Here is a 12,503-nt window from a genome sequence, read left to right as displayed (position 1 = left end):
AATGGGTTGAAATTCGACGGCGGTGCAACCATTCGCACCAATATAGTGCGCAAACCTGAATGAGGTTAGAAGAGGCGCAAAAGCGGGTTTTTTTCTTCGGCGGGTTTGTCGGCGATCGGGCATTCCGGCCGCTGGCCATAGTCGGTGAGGGCGCAGGGCTTGACCTTGCGTTTCTGTGCAAGCGAAATGCGTTGCATGTGGAACGGCTGATTGGCAGTACGTTCGACGGTTCTGCCTTGCTCGTCGAGGATCTCCACGGAGAGTTGATGGGTGCCACGGTCGATGTTGGCCAGTGGGAAGACCGGGCTCGGGCCGGGTGCGGCGGTGGGTTGTCCATCGAGCAGCAGTCGATAGCGGTGGCCCCGCTGCAGGCCAGGTTCACTGGTAACGCTGACGATGATCTCGCCGGCGGTGCTGCGCACGGTGGCGTCAGGCTCGGGCACCAATATGCGCAACAGGTCGTAGTGTCGCGGTGGATTTTGCCCGGCCTTCTTTGCTGTGGCCATGGCCGGGGCGGTGTCCGGAGCAGACATGCGATTGCTGGTCGCCAGCGGGACGCGTTTGGCGTTGCGGGTTGTGGGCTGGTCAGTAAAAACCCGGTTGCCCTGGGCGTCGACGTAGGTGAAAACTTCCGCCGACGCGGGCAGTGCGAGCAGGCAGGCGATCAGCAGCCAGGCCTTCAAGGCTTGTGCACTCGCTGCACGGTGAAGGTCACGGTGGGGCTTTGCTGGATCACGGTGTCGCCGTCAATCACCTGCACCGCGAGGCTGTGCAGTCCGCGATCGATGTTCACCAGTTGCAGGATCGGTACGTTGCCGGGCTGGCCGTAGGGTTGCTCGTCCAGGAGCAGCCTGAGCAGATGCGGGCCTTGCAAGCGTGGTTTGATCAGTACGTTGACGGTAAAGGTGCCGTTGTTGGCGCGCAGGGCTTCGCGGGTGGGCAGGCCGGTGAGTTCGAGTACCTCGTAGGCACTGCGGGACTGTTCGTGGTCTTCGGTAGCTGGCGCAGGTTTGCCAGGCAGCTGGGTTTCGACGCTGTTGAGCGGTGGCAACTCGACCGGCTGCGCCCTCACGCCATCGGGTGGTTGATTGCTGTAGGCGGTGTTGCCGTCGGCGTCTGTGTATTTGTAGATCTGCGCTGCGGCGGGCAGGGCGATCAGCAGCAGGATGAAGACAAAACCACGACCCATAAAATCGACCGGAAACCAAAAGCGATGGGTTGCAGCATAGGTCAGGGTTGTCGGTAGGCCCAGCCTGTTTGTATTTGGGTACAGAAAAGCAGGATCAAAAGATCGCAGCCTTCGGCAGCTCCTACAGAGCCCCGCCGTCCTGTAGGAGCTGCCGAAGGCTGCGATCATTTGATTTCGGAACATAAAAAAGGCCTCCCGAAGGAGGCCTCTTTTTGTTGTCACGCCGCTTGCGCAGGCGCTACCGGATCAGCAGCTGTAGTACAGCTCGTATTCCAGTGGGTGTACAAAAGTACGTACCTTGATTTCTTCTTCGCTTTTCAGGGCGATGTAAGCGTCGATGAAGTCGTCGCTGAAAACGCCGCCTTTGGTCAGGAACGCACGACCTTTGTCCAGCTCTTCCAGGGCTTCTTTCAGGCTGCCGCAAACTTGTGGGATCTCTTTCGCCTCTTCAGGCGGCAGGTCGTACAGGTTTTTGTCAGCAGCGTCGCCAGGGTGGATCTTGTTCTGGATGCCGTCCAGGCCAGCCATCAACAGGGCAGCGAACGCCAGGTACGGGTTGGCTGCTGGATCCGGGAAGCGTGCTTCGATACGGCGTGCTTTCGGGCTCGACACGTAAGGAATACGGATCGAAGCGGAGCGGTTACGGGCCGAGTAAGCCAGCATTACTGGCGCTTCGAAGCCTGGAACCAGACGCTTGTAGGAGTTGGTTGCCGGGTTGGTGAAGCCGTTCAGGGCCTTACCGTGCTTGATGATGCCGCCGATGAAGTACAGGGCTGTATCGGACAGGCCGGCATAACCTTCGCCAGCGAAGGTGTTTTTGCCATCTTTCCAGATCGACATGTGTACGTGCATACCCGAGCCGTTGTCGCCGTACAGAGGCTTAGGCATGAAGGTAGCGGTACGGCCGTAGGCATCGGCAACGTTGTGCACGACGTACTTCAGGGTTTGGGTTTCGTCGGCTTTCTTCACCAGGGTGTTGAACTTGACGCCGATTTCGTTCTGGCCGGCAGTTGCCACTTCGTGGTGGTGAACTTCGACGGTCAGGCCCATTTCTTCCAGTGCGTTGCACATGGAGGTACGGATTTCGTGGTCGTGGTCGAACGGTGGAACAGGGAAGTAACCGCCTTTGACGCCTGGACGGTGGCCCTTGTTGCCGCCTTCGATGTCCTGGTCGGACATCCACGAACCTTGTTCGGAGTAGATCTTGAACATGGAACCGGAAATGTCGGACTTGAACTTCACCTGGTCGAAGATGAAGAACTCTGGCTCTGGACCGGCGAACACGGTGTCGCCGATACCGGTGGATTTCAGGTGTTCTTCGGCGCGCTTGGCGATCGCACGTGGGTCGCGGTCGTAGCCTTGCATGCTGGAAGGCTCGATGATGTCGCAGACCAGGATCAGGGTCGGTTCTTCGGTGAACGGATCCAGAACCGCGGTGGAGTCGTCCGGCAGCAGGATCATGTCGGAGGCTTCGATGCCTTTCCAGCCGGCAATGGACGAACCGTCGAACATTTTGCCCACTTCGAAGAAGTCATCATCCAGCGCATCGCGAGCCGGCATGGTCACGTGGTGCTGGGTGCCTTTGGTGTCCGTGAAGCGCAGATCAATCCACTTGACGTCATGATCTTTAATGAGTTGAACCGACTTCGACATAGTGTCCTCCGGGTGGCTTAGGGCTAGTAGTGGATGCCCTTAAATGTTTGTGATGCCGGCGCGAATACTCTGCCAAGGCAACCTGCCTCACAAGGGAGCAAATTGCATGCCAGTGCCCCACCATGGGTTTTTTGCCCCAATTTCATGCTTATAGAGGTGCGAGGCCGATAAAAGCGGAAAAACGCGCCCCTTAATGTAGCGTTAATATGAAAAAATGAACCGCTTTGGTGCGTGCAAAACCTTCTGCACATTAACTGGTTAAACCTTGAGCAATTTCCGCTATAATCCGCGCCCCCCTTTTTCGGCAGGCCCTGCGCGCGCTGTTTCCATGAAATTAATCGTAAAAGTCTTCCCCGAGATCACCATCAAGAGCCGCCCGGTACGGATGCGTTTCATCCGCCAATTGGCCAAGAACATCCGTGCCGTGCTCCGCGATCTGGACCCGGCCGTGGTGGTGAACGGCGTATGGGACAACCTCGAGCTGGAAACCCGCATCAGCGACCCCAAGGCCCTGAAAGAGATGGGTGAGCGCCTGAGCTGCATGCCGGGCGTCGCACACTTCCTGCAAATCGACGAGTACCCGCTGGGTGATTTCGACGACATCGTGGAGAAGTGCAAGCAGCACTACGGTGATGCACTGGCCGGGAAAATCTTCTCGGTGCGTTGCAAACGCGCCGGCAAGCACCCATTCAGCTCGATAGATATTGAAAAATACGTCGGCAGCCAGTTGCGTCGCCAGTGCGGGGCCGCCGGGATCGACCTGAAAAAGCCCGAAATCGAAGTCCGCATCGAAGTTCGCGACCAACGGTTGTTCGTGATCCACAGCCAGCACACTGGCATCGGTGGTTATCCGCTGGGTGCGCTGGAGCAGACGCTGGTGCTGATGTCCGGTGGTTTTGACTCCACCGTCGCGGCCTACCAGATCATGCGACGCGGGCTGATGGCGCATTTCTGCTTCTTCAATCTGGGCGGACGAGCTCATGAACTGGGCGTCATGGAAGTCGCGCATTTCATCTGGAAGAAGTACGGCAGCTCCCAACGCGTGTTATTTGTCAGTGTGCCGTTCGAGGAAGTGCTGGGAGAAATTCTCGGTAAAGTCGATAACAGTCATATGGGCGTAGTATTGAAGCGTATGATGTTGCGCGCTTCCTCCCGAATTGCCGATCGACTGCAGATCGAGGCACTGGTGACCGGTGAGGCGATCTCCCAGGTGTCGAGCCAGACGTTGCCGAACCTGTCCGTGATCGACTGTGTGACCGACAAGCTGGTCTTGCGTCCACTGATCGCCAGTCACAAGCAGGACATCATCGACCTGGCGAACGAAATCGGTACCGCCGATTTCGCCCGGCACATGCCGGAGTACTGCGGGGTCATCTCGGTGAACCCCAAGACTGCTGCCAAGCGTCATCGCGTGGAGCACGAAGAGAAAGAATTCGACATGGCGGTGCTTGAGCGTGCGCTCGAGAACGCCAAGCTGGTGCCGATCGATCGGGTGATCGACGAGTTGGGCCAGGACGTTCAAATTGAAGAAGTCAGCGACGCGCTGGCCGGTCAGATCGTGATCGACATCCGCCACCCGGATGCGGCCGAGGATGACCCGCTGGAACTCGCTGGTATCGAGGTACAAACGATGCCGTTTTATGCACTGAACGCTCGTTTCAAGGAACTGGACCCTACTCGCCAGTACCTGCTTTATTGCGACAAAGGCGTGATGAGTCGCCTGCATGCCCACCATTTGCTCAGTGAGGGGCATGCCAATGTGCGCGTTTATCGACCGAGCTAAGTGCCCGGGGCTGTTTGCCTGTGGCTTGCGTCACCGGCCCCCCGACGCCGCCGTCAAGCTGTAACGGCAAGGCCTGACTCTACTGTAAATCGCTGCCAAGACTTGTCAGCGCACCGAATCCTCTGATCGAGATACACAAGTGATCGAAAATCTACGCAACATCGCCATCATTGCTCACGTTGACCATGGTAAAACCACCCTGGTAGACAAACTCCTGCGTCAATCCGGCACCCTGGAGCGCAACGAGCTCAACGACGAGCGCGTGATGGACTCCAACGACCAGGAAAAAGAGCGCGGTATTACCATTCTGGCGAAAAACACCGCCATCAACTGGAACGGCTACCACATCAACATCGTGGACACCCCGGGCCACGCCGACTTCGGCGGCGAAGTTGAACGCGTAATGTCGATGGTCGACTCCGTTCTGCTGCTGGTTGACGCTCAAGACGGCCCTATGCCGCAAACCCGTTTCGTGACCAAGAAGGCTTTCGAAGCCGGCCTGCGCCCAATCGTGTGCATCAACAAGGTTGACCGTCCAGGCGCGCGTCCGGACTGGGTTCTGGACCAGATCTTCGACCTGTTCGACAACCTGGGTGCCACTGAAGAACAGCTGGACTTCAAAGTCGTCTACGCCTCGGCCCTGAACGGTATTGCCGGTCTGGACCACACCGAAATGGCTGAAGACATGACCCCGCTGTACCAGTCGATCGTCGACAACGTACCGGCGCCGGCTGTTGACCGTGACGGTCCGTTCCAGATGCAAATCTCCGCACTGGACTACAACAGCTTCCTGGGTGTTATCGGCGTTGGCCGTATCGCTCGTGGTCGCATCAAGCCGAACTCCCCGGTTGTGGCTATCGGCGCCGACGGCAAGAAGCGTAACGGTCGTATCCTGAAGCTGATGGGTCACCACGGTCTGCACCGTGTAGACGTTGAAGAAGCTGCTGCAGGCGACATCGTGTGCATCAGCGGCATGGACTCGCTGTTCATCTCCGACACCCTGTGCCACCCGGACACGGTCGAAGCGATGAAGCCGCTGACCGTTGACGAGCCAACCGTTTCCATGACCTTCCAGGTAAACGACTCGCCATTCTGCGGTAAAGAAGGCAAGTTCGTGACTTCCCGTAACATCAAGGAACGTCTGGACAAAGAGCTGCTGTACAACGTTGCACTGCGCGTTGAAGAAGGCGACTCGGCTGACAAGTTCAAGGTTTCCGGCCGTGGTGAGCTGCACCTCTCGGTACTGATCGAAACCATGCGTCGCGAAGGCTTCGAAATGGCTGTAGGCCGTCCGGAAGTGATCATCCGTCTGGTTGACGGCGTGAAGCACGAACCGTACGAAAACGTCACCATCGACCTGCCGGAAGAATCCCAGGGCAAGGTGATGGAAGAGATGGGCCTGCGTAAGGGCGACCTGACCAACATGGTGCCGGATGGCAAGGGCCGTGTACGTCTGGAATACAACATCCCTGCTCGTGGTCTGATTGGTTTCCGTAACCAGTTCCTGACCCTGACCAACGGTGCTGGCATCCTGACCTCGATTTTCGACCGTTACGACGTGATGAAGTCCGGCGACATGTCCGGCCGTCAGAACGGCGTTCTGGTTTCGGTTGAAACCGGTAAGGCACTGACCTACTCTCTGGAAACCCTGCAGGCGCGTGGCAAGCTGTTCGTTGAACACGGTCAGGAAATCTACAACGGTCAGATCGTTGGTCTGAACAGCCGTGACAACGACCTGGGCGTTAACCCTACCAAGGGCAAGAAGCTCGACAACATGCGTGCTTCGGGTAAAGACGAAACCATCGCCCTGGTTCCACCTGTTCGCTTCACCCTGGAACAGGCTCTGGAATTCATCCAGGACGACGAGCTGTGCGAAGTAACGCCTAAGTCCATCCGTCTTCGCAAGAAGATCCTGGACGAAAGCGAGCGTACCCGCGCTGCCAAGAAAGCCAAGGCGTAATTAGCCCCGGCTGAATGAAAACGCCCCCGGTCGAAAGGCCGGGGGCGTTTTTGTTTGTGCGTGTTTTGCGAGGCGGGTAGCGCCTGTGTGTGATCAGAAGATCAGGTGTTCTGATCCGGATCGACCTCGCGGTTCTCATTCTCCATTTCAGGTGATGTCTGCATGGGTGCAATACCCAGCGTTCGATTGATGTCCACCCAACGCAGTGCGACGTCCACTTTTGCCTGAGCCTGGCTACGTTGCACGCTGAAAAGGCTGCGTTCGGCATCCAGGACTTCCAGCATGGAAACAGTGCCCGCCTGGTACTGCTGCCTGGCCAGGTCGACGGCGCGGGCGGCGGCAGCGGTGGCCTTGTCGAGCTCGTGTTGTCGATTGATTCCTTGACCATAAGCGTGAATTGACGTGTGCGCTTCGCGCAGCGCCTGCAGAAGGCTCTGTTGGTAGGCGAGCCTGGCCTGTTCGCGGCGGGCATCGCTCGCTTCGATCTGCGAGTCGAGCCGACCGAAGTTGAACAGCGGCTGGAACAGTTGGCTGGTCAATGCCCAGGGCGCTGCACCTCCCTGCTCGAACATTGCCAGCACCCCCAGCGTCAATTGAGGGTAGCGTGCGGCCTTTTCTGCGACGAGTGACTCACCAGCGGCGAGCAACCGTTGTTCAGCGGCCCGGACGTCCGGCCGCTCACGGAGAACCTCGGCAGGAATCGACAACAGTTGCGGTAGTGCCGACTCGGAAAATCGTATTGATGAGGGCGGTGTCTCGGCAAGCAGGCTGTCTATCCTTGGCTGCTCGCTGGCCAGCAGGTAAGCGAGGTTATAGCTGGCGGACTGTGCCTGTTGCCGCGCCGTCGGTATTTCGGCCTGGGTGATCGCGACCTGGGATTCGATGCGCTCCAGATCAAGGCGATTTGCCGATCCCTGCTCCAGTCGAGCGCGAGTGACGCGTGCGGTGTGCGCCTGGTTGATGCCGGTCTCGGTCGCGATGCCCATCAACTGCCGGGCAAGTCGATACTGAAGGTAGTTATTGGCCACCTCCGCCATCAAAGTGAGCCGCAGGCTCAGATAATCCTGCTGGGCTGCATTCAGTTCGGCGCCAGCTTCATTGCGCAGGGCTTTCAGGCGACCGAAAAGATCCAGCTCCCATGCCAGGTCCACTCCGTAGGAGTACTTGGTGCTCGCACCGTCCAGTGCCGTTCGAGATCGACCGTACCTGGCGACTGCGCCGATCTCGGGATACAGCTCGGTGGCTGCCAGATTGTGTTGGGCGCGCACTTCCCGGACCCGTTCGGCGGCAGCGGCCAGGTTGAGGTTATCGCGAAGAGCATCGGTCATGAGGCGATTCAACGCTGGGTCTTCGAAGCTTTCCCACCAGCGCTGTGCCAGGGAATCGAGGGCTGGACCGGACGCTGTTGTTGACGGGATCTCCTGCAGCGGCATCGCGGGATTCGATTGGCTGGCGCAACCTGCCAAGGCAGACAACAGCAACAGAGTGAGCAGAGGTGTTCTGTAGATCATTTCGCATGCTCCAGCTCGGGGATCTGGCGACGTTTGTCTCCATGGAACAGTCGGTCAAGTGCCAGGAACACCACAGGAGTGGTCAGCATGGTCAATACCTGGCTGAGCATCAGCCCGCCGACGATCACCACCCCAAGTGGTTCGCGCAGCTCCGCGCCCGTACCGAAAGCCAGCATCAAGGGCACGGCGCCGAACAGGGCCGCGAGGGTGGTCATCAGGATCGGGCGAAAACGCGCCAGGCAGGCTTGATGAATCGCCTCCCGTGGCGACAGGTTGTGTTCACGCTGGGCCTGCAAGGCGAAGTCGATCAGCAGGATGCCGTTTTTCTTGACCAGTCCGATCAGCAGGATCAGGCCGATCAGTGCCATTACCGAGAAATCCAGCTGCCACAACCACAGCAGAAGAATCGCGCCGATGCCCGCCGAGGGCAGGGTGGAAAGGATGGTGAGCGGGTGCACAAGGCTTTCATAGAGCACGCCAAGGATGATGTAAACGGCCACCAGTGCAGCGAGGATCAGGAAGGGTTGACTGGCCAGCGATGACTGGAACGCCTGGGCGGAACCCTGGAAGGTGCCGCTCACCGAAGCCGGCATGCCGATCTCCCGTTCGATGTTCTGGAGGGTGCTCACTGCCTGCCCAAGGGCGACGCCGGGGGCAAGATTGAACGACAGGTTGGCCGCCGGCAGCATGCCGTTGTGATTGATCACGACAGGACCGCTCGTGGGTGGTTCAACGCGAGCAAACGCAAGCAATGGGACCATCTGACCATTGAGTGGTGAGCGCAGATGGAAATAGCTCAGGCTTTCGGTATTGCCACGTTGCGCGGTGCTGAGTTCAAGCAAGACCTTGTACTGATTGGCTTCGGTTTGATACTCGCTGATTTGTCGCTGGCCGAAGGCGTCATAAAGCGCATTGTCAAGGTCGCGTGCCGTGAAGCCGTAGCGGGCCGCTTCATCCCGATCAAGTGTGATGCGGGTGATGTTGGCATCCAGTTGCAGGTCGTGAGACACGTCACGGAACAACGGACTTGCGCGCAGGCGATCGGCCAGGGCAGTGGCCCAGGTCGCGAGTTCGTCGCTGCTTTGCGCCAAAAGCACATATTGATATTGAGCTCGGGGCTGGCCGGCGCTGAGGTTGATGTCTTGAACGGCGCGCAGGGATATCTGGATACCGGTGACCTTCGCCAGCTGTGGGCGCAGCCGGTCGATGACTTCGCTGACGGTCTCGTCGCGATCCCCCGGGTCGTTCAACACCAGCCACACCCGACCGTTTCCGATCGAATCGGTCGTGCTGCCACCGACGGCATGGTTGAAACCGGTAACGGCCGGGTCCTTGCTGAATATCGCCTCCAGCTGCTTGTGCTTGGCGACCATCTCCTCATAGGAAATATCGGCGGACGCCCGGGTGAATCCCATGATGAAGGCCGTATCCTGCAAGGGGAAAAAACCTTTGGGAATCATCACGAAGCTGGCAACGCTGAGTGCCACGCTGGCAAAAAATACCCCGAGCATGAAGCGCTGATGCCCGAGCGCCCAAACCAGAACGCGGTCATAGGCGCCGATCAGTCGACTGAAGACGCCTTTGTCGGTGGGTGTGTGGTGCGTGGGCGCCTTCATGAACAGCGAGGCCAGTGTCGGCGCAAGGGTCAGGCAGACCACGACCGAAATCACCAGGGATGCGACCACTGTCAGGGCGAACTCGCTGAACAGACGTCCCACCACGCCCCCCATGAACAGCAAGGGGATCAAGGCGGCTATCAGTGACACGGTGATAGACACCACCGTGAAGCCAATTTCGCTGACACCCTTGAGTGCCGCGGTGCGTTTATCCTCGCCGAGCTCCAGATGGCGATGGATGTTTTCGATTACCACGATCGCGTCATCGACGATAAAACCCACGGCGATGACAATGGCCACGAGCGTCAGGTTGTTCAGGCTGAATCCCGCCAGGTACATCACGGCACAGGTCGATACGATGGAAACGCCGAGTACTGTGGTGACGATCAGGGTCGCCGACCATTGCCGCAGAAACAGCGCCATCACGCCAATCACCAGGATAATGGCAATGGCCAGCGTCAATTCGACTTCATGCAATGAAGAGCGGATGGTGCGCGTACGGTCATTCAGGACTTCAACCGTCAGGTCCGCGGGTAAAACCGCCTGGAGATTCGGCAGGGCTTGCTTGATGCGGTCGGCGGTTGCGACGATGTTGGCTCCTGGCTGACGCCGGATCAGCAGCGACACGCCCGAGTGGCCATCAGGCCAGCCTTGCACGTAGTCGTCCTCCGCCCCCAGGCTGACGCTGGCCAGGTCTCGAACCCGGACGGCCGAGCCATCGCGATAGGTGACGATGACGTTGCCGTACTCCATGGGTTCGAACAGCTGGTCATTCACTTCCAGGCTGGAAACCCGGTTCTCCCCATACAGTGCGCCCTTGGGCAGATTGACGCTGGCCTGCTGCACCGCCGTACGGATATCCGCCAGGGTCACGCCCGCTGCTGCGAGCACCTCCGGCCTTGCCTGGATCCGGATCGCCGGGCGGCGCTGGCCGATCACGTTGATCAGGCCGACCCCGTCAATCTGGCTCAGTCGTCTTGCCAGCACGGTTTCGGCGAGGTCGCTGACTTCAAGCAGCGACAAGGTGTCGGAATAAACGCTGAGGATCATGACCGCGCCATCCGCCGGATTCACCTTGCGCCACACCGGCAGGCTGGGCATATCGCTGGGCAGGCGGGCCGAGGCGGTATTGATCGCCACCTGTACTTCCTGAGCGGCGGTGTCGATGTTCTTATCCAGGCTGAATTGCAGCGTCAGCGTCAGCTTCCCCAAAGAGCTGGTGGAGGTCATTTCGGTGATGCCGGCAATCGAGCTGAGTTGTACCTCCAGGGGTGTGGCTACGGAGGAGGCCATGGTCTGGGCGCTGGCACCGGGCAAGTTGGCAGTGATCTGGATGGTGGGGAAATCCGCCTCGGGCAGCGGCGCGATGGACAGGCGCAGGTAGGCGATGACACCCAACAGAACCAACGCGAAACTCAGCAGGATGGTGCCGACCGGACGGTCCATGCACCAGGCGTAAACACTGCGGTTGGTCATCACGGCGTGCTCCGGCTGGCGACGGGCATGGCAGCATCTTTGGCCTGGAGAATGTTGACCGCCGTGCCGGGACGCAGCCGCGAGTAACCGTCTGTGACGATCCGGTCGCCTGCCTGGATTCCCTCTACCACGGCGATCTCGGCGTCGGTGTACGCGACGTCCACGGGCTGCGGGAAGGCTTTGCCGTCGCTGATACGCCAGACGAACGTGTCGTTCGCTCCCTGTCGTATCGCCCGCTGCGGCACGACCAGGACATCGCGCATCATGCCGGCCTGTAGGCTGACCACGATCGACTGATCCGGCCACAGGCGCCCTTGGGCATTGGCGACGGTTCCTTTGATCCGCACGGTCCCCGTAGCACCGGAGACCCGGTTGTCGATCAGGTCCAGATGACCCTCTCCCAGGAGTGATCCGCCGTCCCCGGAGTAGGCACGCAAGACCACCGATGATCTGTCGGCGCTGGCCATCAGCGCTTGCAGCTGCGGAAGGCGAGCCTGGGGCAAGGCGATGTCGATGCCTATGGGGTCCAGCTGGACGAGCGAAAACAGCGCCTGTGCGTCACTTGTCCTTACGTAATTGCCGGCGTGGAGGTTGCGGATGCCGATACGACCGTCGCTGGGCGCGTGAATCCGGGTATGGGACAGCTGCACCTGAGTGGCGGCCACCGTGGCTTGCTCGCTCTTCAGTGTCGCTTGTAGCTGGGCAACCAGGTGGGTTTGTTGATCAAGGGTTTGTGCCGAGACAGCTTGCGTACTGGCCAGCGCGCGATAGCGCCTGAGGTCGACGTGTGCCGAGGCCAGTTGAGCCTGGGCAACGGCCTGTTGGGCTTGGGCGCGCTCCAGCGCGGCCACGATGGCGCGATCGTCGATGCGCGCCAGCAGGTCGCCTTTTTTGACGAGCTGTCCCTCGCTGACCGGAAACTCCACTAACAGTCCGTCCACTTGAGGGCGGACATCCACGCTACGTTGCGAGCGCACGTTACCCATGGCATTGATAAGGATCGGCACATCCTGGCGCCCGATCTCGACTGCGGTCACCGGAACGGCGGGCGCGGTTGCCGGGGTGGCGGCTGTTGCCCCTGGCCAAAGCCAGTAGGTCATGCCGCCGACGATGGCGAGCGTGCAAAGGGACAAGGAAATACTGATCAATGTTCGACGTACTTTGTAGGGGGGCATGGTGGCAAGTTTCCTGTTGGTTAAAGTTCTCACCGAAAAAAACAGTCCTTGTGAGTAACCAGGGGTCTTTGAAGCAAGCGCATGACGAAGGAGTTGGCTGCTGACAGGTTATGCATATTCAGGTTGTGTGGCTCGATCCT

General features: G+C 59.3%; 8 protein-coding genes. 2 read left to right on the top strand and 6 right to left on the bottom strand.

Annotated elements, in window-relative coordinates:
- Positions 1 to 65 precede the first annotated feature (65 nt).
- The 3 genes from F8N66_RS20540 to glnA form a co-directional block, all read right to left on the bottom strand.
- On the bottom strand, positions 66 to 683 hold the full coding sequence (locus tag F8N66_RS20540; RefSeq protein WP_191623031.1) for a DUF4124 domain-containing protein: 618 nt from the start codon (positions 681 to 683) through the stop codon (positions 66 to 68).
- Positions 680 to 1,189, bottom strand: coding sequence for a DUF4124 domain-containing protein (locus tag F8N66_RS20535; RefSeq protein WP_150771929.1), 510 nt, complete (start codon positions 1,187 to 1,189; stop codon positions 680 to 682). Before F8N66_RS20535 ends, F8N66_RS20540 begins: the two co-directional genes overlap by 4 nt.
- A gap of 246 nt (positions 1,190 to 1,435) precedes the next feature.
- Positions 1,436 to 2,842: a type I glutamate--ammonia ligase gene (gene glnA, locus F8N66_RS20530; protein WP_150771928.1), complete on the bottom strand. Its 1,407-nt coding sequence runs from the start codon at positions 2,840 to 2,842 to the stop codon at positions 1,436 to 1,438.
- A gap of 328 nt (positions 2,843 to 3,170) precedes the next feature.
- Between glnA and thiI the strand changes: the two genes are divergently transcribed.
- Both thiI and typA read left to right on the top strand, forming a co-directional pair.
- Positions 3,171 to 4,625 carry a tRNA uracil 4-sulfurtransferase ThiI gene (gene thiI / locus F8N66_RS20520; RefSeq protein ID WP_150771927.1) on the top strand — a complete coding sequence of 485 codons (1,455 nt, stop codon included), beginning with the start codon at positions 3,171 to 3,173 and terminating at the stop codon, positions 4,623 to 4,625.
- Positions 4,626 to 4,764: 139 nt separating this feature from the next.
- Positions 4,765 to 6,585, top strand: coding sequence for a translational GTPase TypA (gene typA / locus F8N66_RS20515; RefSeq protein ID WP_150771926.1), 1,821 nt, complete (start codon positions 4,765 to 4,767; stop codon positions 6,583 to 6,585).
- 101 nt (positions 6,586 to 6,686) lie between these two features.
- On the opposite strand, the gene F8N66_RS20510 is transcribed toward typA, so the two are convergent.
- The 3 genes from F8N66_RS20510 to F8N66_RS20500 are packed head-to-tail and all read right to left on the bottom strand — an operon-like array spanning position 6,687 to position 12,363.
- On the bottom strand, positions 6,687 to 8,096 hold the full coding sequence (locus F8N66_RS20510) for an efflux transporter outer membrane subunit (RefSeq protein ID WP_150771925.1): 1,410 nt from the start codon (positions 8,094 to 8,096) through the stop codon (positions 6,687 to 6,689).
- Positions 8,093 to 11,188, bottom strand: coding sequence for an efflux RND transporter permease subunit (locus F8N66_RS20505; RefSeq protein WP_150771924.1), 3,096 nt, complete (start codon positions 11,186 to 11,188; stop codon positions 8,093 to 8,095). The genes F8N66_RS20510 and F8N66_RS20505 overlap by 4 nt, the downstream gene beginning before the upstream one ends.
- Positions 11,188 to 12,363 (bottom strand): efflux RND transporter periplasmic adaptor subunit, encoded by a 1,176-nt coding sequence (locus F8N66_RS20500; RefSeq protein ID WP_224790507.1) that lies wholly within the window; start codon positions 12,361 to 12,363, stop codon positions 11,188 to 11,190. The genes F8N66_RS20505 and F8N66_RS20500 overlap by 1 nt, the downstream gene beginning before the upstream one ends.
- Positions 12,364 to 12,503 lie beyond the last annotated feature (140 nt).

Source organism: Pseudomonas fluorescens, assembly GCF_902498195.1.
Taxonomy (GTDB): domain Bacteria; phylum Pseudomonadota; class Gammaproteobacteria; order Pseudomonadales; family Pseudomonadaceae; genus Aquipseudomonas; species Aquipseudomonas fluorescens_BU.
This window is presented reverse-complemented; position numbering and strand designations above follow the sequence as displayed.